The 14,501-nt window shown below is 72.2% G+C and carries 16 protein-coding genes; 5 read left to right on the top strand and 11 right to left on the bottom strand.

The features are described 5' to 3' along the window. Positions 1-133: 133 nt before the first annotated feature. The gene (locus Apa02nite_RS10485; RefSeq protein ID WP_203824866.1) at positions 134-1,342 is read left to right on the top strand and encodes a PucR family transcriptional regulator; all 1,209 of its coding nucleotides are present in this window, start codon (positions 134-136) and stop codon (positions 1,340-1,342) included. Here the strand turns inward: Apa02nite_RS10485 and Apa02nite_RS10480 are convergent. From Apa02nite_RS10480 to Apa02nite_RS10470, 3 genes are read right to left on the bottom strand one after another with little or no spacing between them, the layout of a single operon-like run. Next, the gene (locus Apa02nite_RS10480) at positions 1,270-2,604 is read right to left on the bottom strand and encodes an acyltransferase family protein (RefSeq protein ID WP_203824865.1); all 1,335 of its coding nucleotides are present in this window, start codon (positions 2,602-2,604) and stop codon (positions 1,270-1,272) included. The genes Apa02nite_RS10485 and Apa02nite_RS10480 overlap by 73 nt on opposite strands. Positions 2,605-2,660: 56 nt before the next feature. Continuing rightward, positions 2,661-2,954: an acyltransferase family protein gene (locus Apa02nite_RS10475; RefSeq protein WP_203824864.1), complete on the bottom strand. Its 294-nt coding sequence runs from the start codon at positions 2,952-2,954 to the stop codon at positions 2,661-2,663. Continuing rightward, positions 2,875-3,540 (bottom strand): acyltransferase family protein, encoded by a 666-nt coding sequence (locus tag Apa02nite_RS10470; protein WP_203824863.1) that lies wholly within the window; start codon positions 3,538-3,540, stop codon positions 2,875-2,877. Before Apa02nite_RS10470 ends, Apa02nite_RS10475 begins: the two co-directional genes overlap by 80 nt. An 84-nt stretch (positions 3,541-3,624) precedes the next feature. Here Apa02nite_RS10470 and Apa02nite_RS10465 point away from each other — a divergent pair, with 84 nt between their 5' ends. Both Apa02nite_RS10465 and Apa02nite_RS10460 read left to right on the top strand, forming a co-directional pair. Beyond that, complete coding sequence (locus tag Apa02nite_RS10465; protein ID WP_203824862.1) at positions 3,625-4,857, top strand: hypothetical protein; 1,233 nt, start codon at positions 3,625-3,627, stop codon at positions 4,855-4,857. A gap of 21 nt (positions 4,858-4,878) precedes the next feature. Next, positions 4,879-6,048, top strand: a complete 1,170-nt coding sequence (locus Apa02nite_RS10460; protein ID WP_203824861.1) for a cytochrome P450 — start codon at positions 4,879-4,881, stop codon at positions 6,046-6,048. Positions 6,049-6,337: 289 nt separating this feature from the next. Here the strand turns inward: Apa02nite_RS10460 and Apa02nite_RS10455 are convergent, their stop codons facing one another. The 3 genes from Apa02nite_RS10455 to Apa02nite_RS10445 all read right to left on the bottom strand — a co-directional run bounded on the left by Apa02nite_RS10455 (position 6,338) and on the right by Apa02nite_RS10445 (position 9,773). Then, a complete protein-coding gene (locus tag Apa02nite_RS10455; protein WP_203824860.1) occupies positions 6,338-7,492 on the bottom strand; it encodes an FAD-dependent monooxygenase in 1,155 nt (384 codons plus the stop codon). A gap of 22 nt (positions 7,493-7,514) precedes the next feature. Continuing rightward, positions 7,515-8,282 carry a S1 family peptidase gene (locus Apa02nite_RS10450; protein WP_203824859.1) on the bottom strand — a complete coding sequence of 256 codons (768 nt, stop codon included), beginning with the start codon at positions 8,280-8,282 and terminating at the stop codon, positions 7,515-7,517. A 120-nt stretch (positions 8,283-8,402) separates the two neighbouring features. Continuing rightward, positions 8,403-9,773, bottom strand: coding sequence for a glycoside hydrolase family 6 protein (locus Apa02nite_RS10445; RefSeq protein ID WP_203824858.1), 1,371 nt, complete (start codon positions 9,771-9,773; stop codon positions 8,403-8,405). Positions 9,774-9,960: 187 nt separating this feature from the next. Between Apa02nite_RS10445 and Apa02nite_RS10440 the strand changes: the two genes are divergently transcribed. Together Apa02nite_RS10440 and bfr are read left to right on the top strand one after the other, a co-directional pair. Next, positions 9,961-10,152, top strand: a complete 192-nt coding sequence (locus Apa02nite_RS10440; RefSeq protein WP_203824857.1) for a (2Fe-2S)-binding protein — start codon at positions 9,961-9,963, stop codon at positions 10,150-10,152. A 54-nt stretch (positions 10,153-10,206) separates the two neighbouring features. Continuing rightward, positions 10,207-10,689 carry a bacterioferritin gene (bfr, locus tag Apa02nite_RS10435; protein ID WP_067699665.1) on the top strand — a complete coding sequence of 161 codons (483 nt, stop codon included), beginning with the start codon at positions 10,207-10,209 and terminating at the stop codon, positions 10,687-10,689. Between the two features lie 40 nt (positions 10,690-10,729). On the opposite strand, the gene Apa02nite_RS10430 is transcribed toward bfr, so the two are convergent. The 5 genes from Apa02nite_RS10430 to Apa02nite_RS10410 form a co-directional block, all read right to left on the bottom strand. Then, the gene (locus Apa02nite_RS10430; RefSeq protein WP_203824856.1) at positions 10,730-11,428 is read right to left on the bottom strand and encodes a DUF6518 family protein; all 699 of its coding nucleotides are present in this window, start codon (positions 11,426-11,428) and stop codon (positions 10,730-10,732) included. Between the two features lie 97 nt (positions 11,429-11,525). Beyond that, positions 11,526-12,581, bottom strand: coding sequence for an OmpA family protein (locus Apa02nite_RS10425; RefSeq protein ID WP_203824855.1), 1,056 nt, complete (start codon positions 12,579-12,581; stop codon positions 11,526-11,528). After that, positions 12,578-13,273, bottom strand: coding sequence for a helix-hairpin-helix domain-containing protein (locus tag Apa02nite_RS10420; RefSeq protein WP_203824854.1), 696 nt, complete (start codon positions 13,271-13,273; stop codon positions 12,578-12,580). Before Apa02nite_RS10420 ends, Apa02nite_RS10425 begins: the two co-directional genes overlap by 4 nt. A gap of 151 nt (positions 13,274-13,424) precedes the next feature. After that, on the bottom strand, positions 13,425-14,177 hold the full coding sequence (lexA, locus tag Apa02nite_RS10415; protein WP_203824983.1) for a transcriptional repressor LexA: 753 nt from the start codon (positions 14,175-14,177) through the stop codon (positions 13,425-13,427). A gap of 58 nt (positions 14,178-14,235) precedes the next feature. Next, on the bottom strand, positions 14,236-14,403 hold the full coding sequence (locus Apa02nite_RS10410) for a hypothetical protein (protein ID WP_203824853.1): 168 nt from the start codon (positions 14,401-14,403) through the stop codon (positions 14,236-14,238). Positions 14,404-14,501: the final 98 nt, after the last annotated feature.

Below are 14,501 nucleotides of genomic sequence, written 5' to 3'. Positions count from 1 at the left end.
GCTTCACGAGCGGATCCGATCCTGGTGTGCGGGTGTGACCTGCCCCATCGTCACCCGATCGCAGGTATGACGCACCGTCGTCCGGGAAGCGATCTGCGACCCGCCCGTTATCACCGAGTGACAAAATCGCCCGATGACCACCCCGTGGCTGCGCGTGCCGACCGACCTCGCGGCGGCCATGCGGCCCCGGCTGCCGGTCACCGTGCAGGCCATCGCGGCCGCGGTGGCCGAGGCCAACCCGGCGTTCGCCGAGACCACCGGCGCCAAGGTCGACCGGGACCTGCGCACCGCCGTCGAGGTCGCGCTGGACCGTTTCCTGGACCTGGCCGGCACCGACGAGCCGGCGCTGCCCCCGCGGATCCGCGAGGTGTTCGTGGCGCTCGGCGCGGCCGAGGCGCGCGAGAACCGGGGCCCGGAGCTGCTGCTCGGCGCGCTGCGGACGGCGGCCCGGCTGCTGCTGCGCAGCGCCTCCCAGTCCCTGGCCGGTTCCCGCCCGGTCACCGTCGAGGAGATCATCGACCTGTCCGACGCGACCAGTGCCTTCGTCGACGAGCTCGCCTCGGCCTGCACCGACGGCCTGGCCCGGCAGCTGCGGGAACAGGCCGGCGAGGGCGACCGGCGCCGCCGCCGGGCCGCCGACCTGCTGCTGCGCGGCGGCGCACCGGCCGACGTGGCCCGCGAGGCGGTCACCGCGATCGGCTGGCCCACGCTGGACCGGGTGGTGCCGGTGCTGCTCCCCACCGACCAGGCCCGCGACGCCCGGTTCCGGTTCGCCACCGACGGCGTGGTGGCCGAACGGGCCGGCGACGCGGTGCTGCTGCTGCGGGCCGGCCCGCGCGCCGAGCGTCCGGTGCTGGCCGAGGCGCTCGCCGGCCGGGACGCGGTGGTCGGGCCGGGACTGCCGTGGACCGAGGTGCCGGAGGCGGTCCGGCTCGCCGAACGCGCCGCCGAACTGGTCGGCACCGGTCCCGCCGCGGTCTTCGTCGAGGACCACTTCGCGGCGCTGGCGCTGCGCGGCGAGCCGGGTGCCCTCGCCGCGCTCTCCACCCGGCGGCTGGCGGCGCTGGCCGACGCGAAACCCGGCCAGCGTGAGCAGCTGCTGACCACCCTGGAGTCCTGGTTGCGGCACTGGGGTTCGCGGTCCGCGGTGGCCGCCGAGCTCTACGTCCACCCGCAGACCGTCAGCTACCGGCTGAACCGGCTGCGCGAGCTGCTCGGCCCGGACCTCGACGACCCCACCGTCCGCTTCGAGCTGCTGCTGGTGCTCAGTCAGCGGCCGGGCGCCTCATCCGCCCGCCGATCCCCGGACGGTTCCGCCACCCGGGGCGGCCCGGCCGTCTGACGCGGCGGCACGATCGGGCCGGACGCGCGCCGGTGTGCCGGCTGCCGTCCCGGTCCGCGCTGGTCCGGCAGGCGCCGGTGGTCCTCGGGTTCGCGTCGCCCGCGGGGGATCGTGGCCCGCTTCCCCGGGCCGGGCGTGCCGATCGGGACGGCGTCGGCGGCCGGGGACCGGCGGCGCAGCAGCAGTCGCCGCGCCGGGCCCTCCACCCCGACGTTCAGCAGCCAGGCCGCGGCCAGCGACAGCAGGAACGCGGAGACGGTCAGGCCGATCCCGGCGCCCAGGGCGAGTTTCGGGTGATAACCGAACCACCCCTCGAACATCCGGATCACGATCAGGTGGACCAGGTAGAACGCGAACGAGAGCTCGCCGAGCCGGACCATCACCCGGCCGCGCCACGGCGTCCAGCACTCCCGTACGTCCGAGCGGGCCGCCGCGACGAGCACCAGCGCGAAGCCCGGCATGGTGCACGCGGCGACACCCCACGGGCCGGGGACGTGCGCGGACAGGACGTATCCGCCGGCCGTGAGCACGGCGGCCAGGCGGCCGAGACCGCGCCACCGCGGCGCGCCCGCGGAGCGGACCAGACGGGCCAGCGCGACCCCGCAGACGAACTCGGGCAACCGGCCCAGCGGCACCCAGTGGAAGAACAGCTCGACCGCGTCCGATCCGGCCACCAGCCGGGCCAGGCCGGGACCGGCCGCGGTGACCAGCCACGAACCGGCCGCGACCAGGATCAGCCCGCGGGACCGCAGCCGCGCGACGCCCGCCGCGATCAGCGGGAACAGCAGGTAGAAGAAGACCTCGCAGGAGAGTGTCCAGCTGACCGTGTTGACGCTCTGGTAGAACGCCACGTCCGGGATCCAGGACTGCACCAGGGCGAGGTTGGCGATCAGCGCCGGCGGCCCGGGAACGGCGTGCCAGTCGTGCACCGACAGGTAGCCCACCACCAGCAGCGCGGTGACCAGGTGCAGCGGATAGACCCGGGCGAACCGGCGCCACCAGAACCGGCGGTACCCGTCCCGCGCGCACGACCACATCAGCACAAAACCGGAGAGGATGAAGAAGAACGAGACGCCGACCGAGCCGGACGCGAACAGCCGCTCCAGCACCTGCTCGGCCGGCCCGGGCGCGAAGAACTCCACGATCTGCAGGTGGAACGCGAAGACCAGGAACGCGGCCACCCAGCGCAGCCCGGTCAGCGACGGCAGGGAGGCGCCGCGCGTCGCGCTGGCCGAGGTCCGCGGGTCGGGGGCGGTGAGCATTCGGCGTACGATAGCAAGGGGTGCAAATAGTCCGATTCTGATCTTGTGTGAGCAGGTCAGCGGGATACCGCCCCGCGCCGCAGCAGCAACCGTCGGGCCGGCCGCTCGACGGCGGTGTTGAGCACCCAGGCCACCACCAGCGCCGACAGCAGGGCGCACAGCGACCCGGCGAGCGCCACCCCGGCGCTGAGATCCGGGCGGGGCGTGTCGAGCACGGTCTCGAAGCCGCGGAGCACGAGCACGTGAACCAGGTAGAACGCGAACGACAATTCACCCAGCCGGACCATCACCCGGTTGCGCCACGGCGTCCACCGGCCGCGCAGGTCCGCGAGTGCCGCGGCGGCCAGCACCAGCCCGAAGCCGGGCAGCGTGTAGGCGGCCAGGTTCCACGGGCACCGCCGGACCGCCGGCGAACGGCCCGGCCACGATGACCAGCCACGCACCGATCAGGGTCAGCGTCAGCGCGTCCGGGCGCAGCCGGCCGATCCCGGCCGCCAGCAGCGGGAACATCAGGTAGAAGAACGCCTCGCAGGAGAGGGTCCAGCTCACCGCGTTCAGGCCCTGGTAGTAGGCGTGGTCCGGCGACCAGGCCTGGACCAGCGTGAGGTTGGCGGCCACCACCGGCACCGGCGGGAGGCCGCCGCCGACGATCAGCGCCAGCACCGCGGTCGCCGCGTGCAGCGGGTAGACCCGGGCGAATCGCCGCCACCAGAACTCGCCGGGCCGTTCCCGCGCCGACGACCACATCAGCACAAAACCGGAGAGCAGGAAGAAGAACGAGACCCCGGTCGCGCCGGCGCCGAACACGTCCTGGACGAGGCGGGTGGCGGTGGCGTCCGGGAGGCGGCCGCCGACCTGCACGTGGAAGCCGAAGACCAGCAACGCGGCGATCCAGCGCAGCCCGGTCAGCGACGGCAGGTGCGTGCCCGGAGCCACCGGCGAACCGTAACACCCGATAACAGTGGTATTACCCGGATTCTCCGGGCGGTGGACCTTGCGGTGCGTCCCTAGGCTCGCGGCATGCTCCGGCTCGCGCGCTCCGCGCTGTTCGCGGTGATCAGCCTGGTCGCCGTGATCGCCGCGGCCCACCTGGTCCTCCCGGCCGAAACCCCCTCTTCGGTACGGCGTCAGCTCACCCACCTGCGGCACGAGCTGACCACCGGCGCCGCCGAGCGGGCCCAGGACGGTTTCCCGGAGGGCTACTTCTTCCTCTACGCGCTCTATGGCCTGACCGCGGTGCAACTCGGTGACGCCGCGCAGGCCCGCTGGGCGCTCGACCGGATCGACAGTGACACCGGCCGGGCACCGTTCGCGTCCTCGCTCGTACCGGCGTACGGGGTGTTCTACCGGGGCTGGGTCAACTGGCTACGCGGCGGTCTCCTCGCCGCGCAGCACCCGGCCGACCGTGATCCGGCCCAGGTGTCCCGTTTTGATCAGGACTCCGCGGAGCTCGCCGCGGCGTTCGACGCGTCACCGACCCCGTTCCTGGCGGCCTACCCCGGGCAGGCGTGGCCGGTCGACTCCACCGTCGCGATCGCCTCGCTGCGCCTGCACGACACGATCACCACGCCGCGCTTCGACACCACCGTCACCCGGTGGCTGGCCGCCGCCCGGTCCCGCCTCGACCCGGTCACCGGGCTGCTGCCGCACACCGCGGACGTGGACACCGGCCGTCCCACCTCGGGGGCTCGCGGCAGCTCGCAAAGCATGATCCAGCGCTTCCTGCCGGAGATCGACCCGGCTTTCGCCCGTACCCAATATCTGATCTTCCGGACCGCCTTCCTGGACCGGCCGTGGGGTCTCGGCCCGGCCGTGCGCGAATATCCGCACGGCACCGACGGCCCCGGCGACGTCGACTCCGGCCCGTTGGTGCACGGCATCAGCCTGTCCGCGACGGTGGTGACCCTCGGCGCCGCCCGGATCCAGGGCGACAGCGCACTGTCCGGGGCGCTCGCCACCGCCGGCGACGTGTTCGGCGTCCCGATCGACACGATCACCACCCGCCGGTACGCGTTCGGTGTGCTCCCGATCGGCGACGCGTTCCTGGCCTGGGCCAAGAGCGCCCGCCCGCTGGTCGCGGCGGTTCCGTCCGCCCCGCCCGCGGTGATCTCCTGGTGGTGGCGCCTCCCGCTGCTGGCGGTGTTCCTGCTGCTCGGCGCCGCACCATGGCTGACCCGGGCCCTCCGCCGCCGCCCCACCCGTCGCTGGCTGACCCGAGGCCTCCTCCGCCGCCGCACGGCGCGCTCCGCGTGATCACGCCATGATGTCCGGGTGATGGACACCGCCAGGCGCCACGAGTTCCGCGTGCTCGCCGCCGCGCACCCCCAGCTTCCGGTTCTGCTCACCGCCGGTCGCCTGGCCCGCCGGTTGCGCCGGGTGCCGAGGATCGGCTGGGTCACCTCCGACCCGCTGACCGCCCGGCGGATCCTCAACGACCCGGTGCACTTCACCCTGCTCGGCGAGGGCGGCGTCGGTCACCTCTGGGCGCAGGTGCTCGGCGACTGGGTGAACGAGATCTTCGACGGCCCGGGCCACCACCAGCTCCGCACCCGCACCCGTGACCTGTTCACCGACGAGAACGCCCGCGCCCTCACCGACCGGGTGCTCGGCCCGCGGCTGGCCCTGGCCGGCGAGCAGCTGCGCGCCGGCGCCACCGTCGACGTGGCCGACCTGGCCCGGGTCCTGGTCGGCCGGATCGTCGCCGACCTGCTCCATCTGCCCGCGCCGGAGCACGACGACGCGTACCGGAAAATCTTCGCGATCGGCGAGGAACTCGCCTCCCTGGCGCTCGGCACCACCGCGTCCACCCACCTCGCTCCGCAGACCGTCGCCCGCGCCAAGGCGATCGTCGCCCGGCTCACCGTCAACATCGCCGACGCCTGGCGTTCCGCGCCCCCGGAGACCGTGCTCGGCCGCTGCCGCGAGCTGGGCCTGCCGCAACAGCAGGCGGAAGGGCTGGCCACGCTGCTGATGGTGGCCGGCACCGAGACGGCGGCCAGCGCGATGGCCCGCACCGTGGCGCTGCTGCACGACACCGGCGCCCAGCACCGGCTCCGCGCCGCACCGGACCGCCTGCCCGACGCGGTCCGCGAGGGCCTGCGGGTGACCACGCCGGCGCCGCTGATCGGCCGCGCGATCGCCGCCGACGTCACGATCGACGGCCGCCTGCTGCGCGCCGGCGAGCGGGTGCTGATGCTGACCTGGACCGCGAACAACGCGGCGGGCGGCTTCGATCTGGACCGCGGGTATCAGCCGGACCAGCGGCAGCTCTGGTTCGGTGCGGGCCGGCACCTGTGCCTGGGTGCGCCGGTGGCCCGCGCGGAGATCGCCGGGTTGCTGCGGATGTTGCTGGACACCGGGCGGGCGTGGGAGATCAGGGGGCGGCGGTATCGGCGGGGCGTGCTGGTGCCGTCGTATGCGGCACTTCCGGTGAGGTTGAACTGATCGGCCGACGAAGATCGAATTCAAGATGTCGTGCGTCCGCTGTGGTGCGGACCGTCGCTCCCGCCGGGACCCCTGCGGGCTTCGCTGGCCGCTGGCGCGTCCAGAACGCGAAGCCCTCCGGGGCGACGTCCGTGGGTGGTCCCGGAAACCCCTTGTGTGTGAACTTTCGGCGCGAAGCGCACCGAAAGTCCCCACGCAGCCGGTGTCGCGGCCTTGTATGTGGAGTTGGGGTGCGGAGCGCGCCGAAAGTCCCCACGCTCGTGTGGTGCCCGCGCGGTGTGGGGTGGGGTCAGCGGGGGAGGGATGCGTGGACGTCGTGTTCGTGGATCCAGCTGACCATCTCGGGCAGGTTCTGCAGGCGGGCGTTGCGCTCGGTCGCGGCCGGGCCGTCGGGGACCTGGAAACACGCCGCGTTGGCGCGTGAGCCGAGCTGGATCTGCCGGGTCCGCGCCTTGCGGAGTTGTTCATAGCGCCGCAGCCCCTCGGCCGGCCCCGGACCGGACAGGCAGGCGGCCAGCGTCGCGGCGTCCTCGAGGGCCTGGTTCGTGCCCTGGCCGGCGTGCGGGAGCATCGGGTGGGCGGCGTCGCCGAGCAGCGTGACCCGGCCGGTGCTCCACCGGCGCAGCGGCTCGCGGTCGTAGAGTGCCCAGCGCCCGGTCTCCTCGGCGTTCGCCAGCAGCGTGGTCACGGCCGGGTGCCAGCCGTCGAACGCGGCGGCCGCCTCGGCCGGCGGGCACTTCGCCGACCAGGACTCCAGGGTCCACTCCGGATCCGGCACGTACGCCACGAAGTTGATCAGCTCGCCGCCGCGGACCGGGTAGGCGACCAGGTGGCGCCCGGGACCGAGGAAGAAGGTCAGTCCCAACGCGGCGGAGCCGGGTGGAGCCGGTACCAGGCCACGGAAGCAGCTCATCGCGGCGAAGACCGCCTCGTCCGGCCCGGTCACGTGCCGGCGTACCGCGGAGCGCAGGCCGTCCGCGCCGACCACCACGTCGGCGCCGGCCGTGGTGCCGTCGGCGAATTCCAGCTCGACGCCGTGCGGGGACTCGTGCACCGCGACGCAGCGGCGGCCCAGGTGCGGCGTCCCGTCGAACGCGGCGAGCAGCACGTGGTGGAAGTCGGCGCGGTGCACGCCCAGGAACGGGCCGCCGAACCGCTGTTCGTACCAGTCGCCCATCGGGTGCTGGTAGAAGATCTCACCGGTGCTCCAGTGGTGGAACTCGATGCGGTGCAGGTTCGCGGCCACCTCCCGCACCGCCCGGCCGAGCCCGAGCGCGTCGATCACCCGCATCCCGTTGCCGCCGAGGGAGAGTCCCGCGCCGATCTCGTTCAGGCTGCTCGCCTGGTCGTACACATCGATGGTGAATCCGCGCGCCCGGAGGGCGATCGCGGTGGCCAGACCACCGATACCGGCGCCGACCACCGCGACCCGAAGCGATCCCATCGCGCCACTCTATCGAGAAATCTCAATGGCGAGGGTGCGTCACCGAGAAGATCCACTTGGCGATGTCGTCGGTACGGGCGGCGTTCTCCACCTGGGTGTGCGGGCAGCTCGGCCCGTTGCTGACCACCCCGGCGAGGACCGGGACGCCGTGGCGCTCGGTGAAGTACGGGCCGCCCGAGTCGTACGGGCACGGCGTGGTGTCCGGCCGCGGCGCGTAGCCGTTCAGCCCGAGCACCGCGTCCGCGACCGACACCACCGTGAGCCGGCCGGTCATCAGCCGCGTGGACGGCACCGGGTTCACGCTGGTGAGCGAGCCGTACCCGGTCACCCGCAGCACCGTGCCGACCTTCGGGGCCCGGGTGCCGACCCGGATCGGCCGGATGTCGCGCACCGGTTCCGCCAGCTGGGCGAGCGAGACGTCGGCGGTCGGCGACTGCCGCACCGCGATCACCGTGAGCACGTGACCGCCGGTCCCGGTCAGATCGGTGCGGCCCACCGTCGCGGTGGTCAGGTCGGCGACCGGGTACTCGACCCGGACCCCGTTCTCGTCCCGGAAGCAGTGCCCCGCCGTGATGATCCAGTTCGGGGCGATCAGGGCGCCGGAGCAGGCGCTGTTACGCCGGCCGCCGCTGGCGGTCGGGATCCCGGTCATGGTCAGCTTCACCGAGAAGCGGTAGTGACCGTCCGGTACGGGTTCGCCGTTGGCGATGGCGTACGCCGGTGTTGCGGTCCCGGCAAGTGTTCCCACCAGGGCCAACGCGGCCACCGCCCAGCGGATTCGGTTACCCACGGTTGATCGTCCTTTCCGGACTCCGGCAACGACCGCATCGACGTTAGTGCCTGTCGGCGCGCTCCGAAACCCGAAGACGGGCCCCGGCGTGGTGCCGGGGCCCGCCCGATCAGTGCCGGGTCACGCAGCGGTGCAGGTCAATGCGGGGGTGGTGGCGGCGCCGTTCGCGATCAGTCCGAAATCGGCGGTGCCGGCGGCCGGTAGCGAGCCGTTCCAGGAAACGTTACGCACGGTCACCGTGGATCCGCTGGTGGTCAGCGTTCCGTTCCACGCCTGGCTGACCGACTGGCCGCTGCCGAGCGTCCAGGACACCGCCCAGCCGGTGATCGCCCGGCCGGCGGTCACCGTGACCTGTGCCTGGAACCCGCCCGACCACGAGCTGGTGATCTTGAAAGCCGCGGAACAAGCGGCGCCGGAAGGCGGTGAGGTGGAGACCGACGCGGACGGTGAGGCCGACGAGGCCGACGGTGAGGCCGACGAGGCCGACGGTGAGCTGGTCACCGGCGGGTTCGGGGCGCTGCTCGCCAGGCTGTACGCCAGATCGGGCTGGAACGACCCGGCCGCGTACCGGCAGCCGTCCGCCTCACCCGGCGGCTTGACCCACAGGAACGCGTCGACGTTGTCGTCACCGGTCGCCGTCGTCGGGTACGACCCGATCCGCCGGTCGGTGTTGTCGTCCCCGCACCAGTCCCCGGACGCCCCGCCGTTGCGGCTGGTGTCCACGACCTGGCGCTTGCCGGTGACCCCGCGCCCGTTCAGCGCGCTGATGATCGCCCGCCCGTACGCGGTCTCCGCCGCGGTGCCGTTGAAGTTCGAGACGTTGGTGTAGAACCCGTCGGCGTTCGCCACCCCGGCCGCGACCAGGCGTCCGGCCTGGTCAGCGGCGGTGTTCCAGGTCGAGTGCCCGGCGTCCAGGTAGACCTTGGCGTTCGGGTTGGCATTTTTCAGCGTACGAACGGCGGTCGCCAGCGCCGAGTCCCGGGCAGCGATCTCGCTCGCGCTCAGGCAGGTCTGCAGCGCGATCGAGTCCGGTTCCAGGATCACGATCACGGTGCGGTTGCCCAGCGCGTTCGCGATCGCCGAGATCCAGGTCTGGTACGTGCCGAGGTCCGGCGCCCCACCCGCGCTGGCGCCACCGCAGTCCCGGTTGGGGATGCCGTACGCGGTCAGCGCCGGGATCTGGCCCGCGGCGTTCGCGGCGCCGACGTACGCCGACACCTCGGACCCGATCGTGCCGAGGTTGAAGTTGCTGAGCCAGCGGGACGCCGGCTGGCTGGCCACCTTGGCGCGGATCACCGCGGTGCGGGAGTCGTTCGGGTTGGCGGCCACCCATCGGGCGACCGCGGTGTCCGGGTCCCGGTAGAGCGTGCCGCTGATGGTGCCGGCCTCGGCGGTGCCGGCGGCGGCGAGGACGGCACCGGCCGCGACGGTGACACCGGCGGCCGTGGCCGCGATCCATCGGGTTCTGAGTCGGGGGGAGCTGGGAGACATGGGCTTCCTTCCAAGGGGAGAAAGACCTACTGGGAGCGCTCCCAAGGTAACGGCATCGACATCCGTTAGCAATCTGTACGACTCGATATAACCGCCAGTGCCGCGATCGCAACCCAGAAGGGTTTGCGTGACCAGGAGTTTTAGGGCAACCTAAGTTAGGTAAGGTTAACCATCAGAAAGTCGCCGCATGTTCGTCTGCATCTGTCACCACGTCCGCGAAAGTGAAGTCCGCATGGCCGTCCGTTGCGGCGCGCGGACGGAGGAGGCGGTCGGCGACGCCTGTGGCGCCGGGACCGGCTGCGGGAGCTGCCTGGACCGGATCTTCGAGCTGATCGAGGAGGAGGGGACCACCGACACGCGACTACCGAACGCCGCCTAGCCCTTACGGGCAGTACGCTTGACCCCAAGTAGTCATACTATGGGGGTATTTGACGTGCAAGGCGACGCCCGTGTCATCGAGTTCCTGAACGAGCAGCTGACCGCGGAACTGACCGCGATCAACCAGTACTTCCTGCACGCCAAGATGCAGGACAACTGGGGCTACACCGTGCTGGCCAAGCACACCAAGGCCGAGTCGATCGACGAGATGCGGCACGCCGAGGTGCTCACCGACCGGATCCTCTTCCTCGAGGGCCTGCCGAACTACCAGAAGCTGTTCTCGCTGCGGATCGGCGAGACCGTCAAGGAGCAGTTCGAGTGCGACATGAAGGTCGAGGTCGAGGCGGTCGACCGGCTCCGGCGCGGGCTCGAGTACATGCGCTCGATCGGTGACATCACCTCGGCCCGGATCTTCGAGGACATCCTCGCCGACGAGGAGCACCACGTGGACTACCTGGAGACCCAGCTCGGCCTGATCGAGAAGCTGGGCGAGCCGCTCTACCTGCAGAACGTCACGGAGCACCCCGAGGCCGGTTGATCGGCGGCGTGGTGGGCCGTGGGGAGGCGGCCCACCGGGATCAGCGGAAGCCGGCCAGGCCGAGCAGCGCGACGCCGGCCGCGGTCAGCGGCAGGGCGAGAAGCAGGACCAGACCGCGGCGGGTCCAGGTCCGCGTGATCATCACGGTGGTCCCGAGACCGATGACGATCACAACAATGGTGTACGACGTGAGCTCGGCGACCGGGTACGAAGGATCACCGATCCGGCGGGCCTGGAGCACCGCCTCGGCGAACAGCACCGAGCCGGGCAGGGCGAGCGCGGCGGTGCTGAGCCACGCGGCGGCGCGCCCGGGCCGGCCGCCGGAGGTGCCGCTGCCGGGAACACGGCCGGCGTCCGCACGCCCGGGGGTGCTGTCGGATTGCTCGCGGGCCAGCATGCCGCCGGCGCCGAAGACCGCACCGGCGATCACGCCGAAGGCCATCCACAGCAGGGCGTTGGCGTTGACCATGTTCGACCAGGCGTCGTGCTGGATCAGTGCCGCGGCCAGGTAGTAGCTCGGGACGGCGATCACGAGCTGGGCCGCCGCCGCTGCCACGCTGACCGGCAGGCTCCAGCGGTGACCGAAGGTGAGCAGGAACGCCGCCACCGCCCACACCGCCATCGAGTTGCCGAGCCCGCCGAACGGGCCCGGCACGTACTTGATCCAGACGAAGTCCAGGGACCCCAGCAGCACGCCGGTCACCGGTGCCGCCACGACCGCGCTGCGCATGATCTTCATGACTGAGGATGCTAGGAACGCGGACGCGGCCACACATCACACTCCGGTCGGACCCGGCCCTCCGGCGCCTCTGCCGAAAGGCTGATCCGCGCGGCGGTCAACGGGTCACGGTCAGGTCGACGCGACGGTTCATGGCGCGGTGCTCGGGGGTGTCGTTGGCGACCTTCGGCTGCGCCTCGCCGTGGCCGGCCACCGTCAGGCGGTCCGCGGCGACACCCTCCTCGAGCAGGCCGGTGCGTACCGCGTCGGCGCGGTCCCGGCTCAGCGCCAGGTTCATCGCCTTCGGGCCGCGCGAGTCGGTGTGGCCGTCGACGCGGATGGTGGCGCTCGGGTTGGCGGCGAGGAGGTCCGCGACGGTCCGCAGGGACTTCCGCGACTCCGGGGTCAGGGTGGCGCCGTCGGTGCGGAACGTCAGCGGGGGCACCGCGGAGAGTTGCGGTTGCAGGGCGGCCACTGTCATCCGGTCGGTGACCGGGGCGCCGAGGTGCTGGGCGGCCGCGGTCAGCGCGGTGTGCACGGTTTCGGCCGGGGTGGTGCCGGTGAGGGTCAGGGCGCCGGCTTCCCATCGTACGGAGAAAGTGGCGGCCCGGGCCGGCAGCAACCGCAGCAGGGACGGCAACCCGGTGAGCGTGGTTTCGGCGGTGACGGTGTCCGCGACGGTGAGGCGGTCGTCGGTCCCGGCCGGGCCGAACGCCGCGGCGGTGGCGTCGTGCAGCGCGGTACGCAGTCCGGCGTCCGGCAGTGTGCCGGTGAGCACGGCGTGGCCCCCGGACGCGGCCAGCAGGAACGTCGGCGGGACGCGCACCGGGGCGGCCGGAACGACCCGGGTGTGCACGGTGCGGACCCCGGTCACCGCCGCGACGACGGTGCGGGCACGGTCGGCTTCGGTCTGCGAATCGGCGTTGACTTCGGCGTCGCGGCCGGTGAACGAGACGTCGGTCTTCTGCTGGCCGGCGGCGGCCAGCGCCCGGGTGGCGCGGTCGGTGAGGTCGTTCTCGATGCGGTGCCGCTGCGGGCCGAGCTGAACGGTGAGGAGCGCGGCGAGGCCGATCACCGCGATCAGCGCGGCGAACCAGAGCCGCCGGACGCCGGCGTGCTCCGGGCGGGTGAAGCGCGGCCGCCGCCGGGCGTCGTTCGTCTGCACCCCGATCATCGGACCGTCTCCGCATCCCGGCCGGCAGCGGCCTGGTCCCGGCCGGCGGCCGGTGGGCCGGCTGGGCGTGGCGACGGACGCCGGGTGGTGGCGGCGGTAAGTGAATCGGGGTTCGGGGAGTGGGCCGGGTCGGTGTCGCGGCCGGCGATCAGGCGGGCGGTGAGTTCGGCGAAGGCCGCCTCGTCGCCGTCGGCGAGCAGGCGGGCCTGGCGGCTCCAGGTGACCAGGCTGGGGGCGAAGCTCAGACCGGCCGCCCGGATGGCGGAGCGTTTGGTGTCGTCGTCGCTCGCGGCGAGCTGGGCGAACGAGTGGATCCCGGCGGCACGCAGGGCGTCGGCCATCTTCGGGCCGATTCCCTCGATCCGCTCCAATTCCTCATCGACCACCGGCGTTCCCGTCGCGGCGCTTTCCACCACCGTGGCGGGGGACTCCTTTTCGGCCGAAAGCGCCTTTTCCGGTGATACCTTTTCCGGGGTCTTCAGATTGCTTTCCGATTTCTCCGGCGCTGCGGCAAAGGTCGGTTCCGGCGTGGTGCCGCGGCGACCGGTAAAGCGTGCGCTGAGGCGTCCGACAAGCACGCCGAGCAGGAAGGCGAGCAGGATGAAAACGAGCGATTGGCCGATGAACCAGGCCATGCTGACCTCCGGAAACGGGCGCGGTGAAGCGCCGTCGAACAGGACGGGAAACCGCACGGAATGCCTGCATGCAATAGGCGTTCACGGATAGCATGCGGTGCCGGTTTCCCGCGTCCGGGAGCCGTTACATGATCAGAATAGGGCCATCATCTGCACATTGCAAAATGGACAGAGGTGTGCTGTGCGTAAACGATTGTTGCCGTTTCTGTCACACGCTGCGGAGTACCGAAACGACTTTGCCGAGAATGACCGCTTGGTCACCGTCGATGTCTGAGTAGGCCGGGTTGCGCGGCTCGAGGATCACGTGGCCGCCACGGCGCCGGAACACCTTGACCGTCGCCTCGTCGTCGATCATCGCGGCCACGATGTCGCCGTTGAACGCCTCGGGCTGCTGCTTCACCACGACCAGGTCGCCGTCACAGATCGCCGCGTCGATCATCGAGTCGCCGCGCACCCGTAGCGCGAACAGGGCGCCGCCCTTGCCGACCAGTTCGCGCGGGAGGGACAGCATCTCGTCCGCGCTCTGCTGGGCCAGGATCGGCGCGCCGGCCGCGATGTCGCCCAGCACCGGTACGCCGATCGTCGTCGTCTCCCGGTGCGGCTGCTCGTCCGCGCGCAGGAACATCCGGATGTCGACCGGCCGGGTCGAGCGCCCGCGCCGCAGGAACCCGTGGTCCTCGAGGGCGCGCAGGTGCCGGGCCACCGTGGTGGTGGACAGCCGGACCGCGTCGGCGATCTCCCTGGTGGAGGGCGAGTAGCCGTGCCGGAGGGCCCCGTCGCGGATGACGGTGAGGATCCGGCGCTGCCGCTCGGTCAGGATCGAGGTGTCGAGTTCGTCATCCGCTAGCACCCCGGAATCTTCCCCGATCCGCGTTCCCCGCCGCGACCGGGCTCGCCGCAGCCCACCGTCGAACAACCGGAACGAGTCAGCGGCCCGGCGCGGACGGCCGGAACGAGTCAGCGGCCCGGCCCGAACAGCCGGAACGAGTCAGCGGCCCGGCCCGGACGGCCGGAACGAGTCAGCGGTGCCGGTAGTGGTGTGCCGCGAGGACGACGGCGCAGGCCAGCGTCACCAGGCCGAAGCCGAGACCGACGACGACGCCGACGTCCAGGCTGGACGCGACCGCGTTCGCGGCCACGCTGAGGATCAGCAGCAGCCAGAGCGCGGGACGCAACCAGGAAGTCATGGCTCCCACGCTAGGGACCGCCCGGCCGCCCGGCGATCCCACCAGCGCGTCTCTGCTGGTACAGCCTGCTGTACTGCCCCGGCACCAGCGGCCACCTA

This window comes from Actinoplanes palleronii (assembly GCF_016862315.1).
Taxonomy (GTDB): Bacteria; Actinomycetota; Actinomycetes; order Mycobacteriales; family Micromonosporaceae; genus Actinoplanes; species Actinoplanes palleronii.
The sequence above is the reverse complement of the archived record's forward strand: the minus strand, read 5'-3'. Positions and strand labels throughout refer to the sequence as shown.

Excerpts from the sequence above, each read along its gene's own strand:
- Apa02nite_RS10480 (WP_203824865.1), bottom strand. The coding sequence starts at position 2,604 with ATGCTCACCGCCCCCGACCCGCGGACCTCGGCCAGCGCGACGCGCGGC.
- Apa02nite_RS10465 (WP_203824862.1), top strand. The coding sequence starts at position 3,625 with ATGCTCCGGCTCGCGCGCTCCGCGCTGTTCGCGGTGATCAGCCTGGTC.
- Apa02nite_RS10440 (WP_203824857.1), top strand. The coding sequence starts at position 9,961 with ATGTTCGTCTGCATCTGTCACCACGTCCGCGAAAGTGAAGTCCGCATG.
- Apa02nite_RS10485 (WP_203824866.1), top strand. The coding sequence starts at position 134 with ATGACCACCCCGTGGCTGCGCGTGCCGACCGACCTCGCGGCGGCCATG.
- Apa02nite_RS10460 (WP_203824861.1), top strand. The coding sequence starts at position 4,879 with ATGGACACCGCCAGGCGCCACGAGTTCCGCGTGCTCGCCGCCGCGCAC.
- Apa02nite_RS10430 (WP_203824856.1), bottom strand. The coding sequence starts at position 11,428 with ATGAAGATCATGCGCAGCGCGGTCGTGGCGGCACCGGTGACCGGCGTG.
- Apa02nite_RS10425 (WP_203824855.1), bottom strand. The coding sequence starts at position 12,581 with ATGATCGGGGTGCAGACGAACGACGCCCGGCGGCGGCCGCGCTTCACC.
- Apa02nite_RS10410 (WP_203824853.1), bottom strand. The coding sequence starts at position 14,403 with ATGACTTCCTGGTTGCGTCCCGCGCTCTGGCTGCTGCTGATCCTCAGC.
- Apa02nite_RS10445 (WP_203824858.1), bottom strand. The coding sequence starts at position 9,773 with ATGTCTCCCAGCTCCCCCCGACTCAGAACCCGATGGATCGCGGCCACG.
- Apa02nite_RS10455 (WP_203824860.1), bottom strand. The coding sequence starts at position 7,492 with ATGGGATCGCTTCGGGTCGCGGTGGTCGGCGCCGGTATCGGTGGTCTG.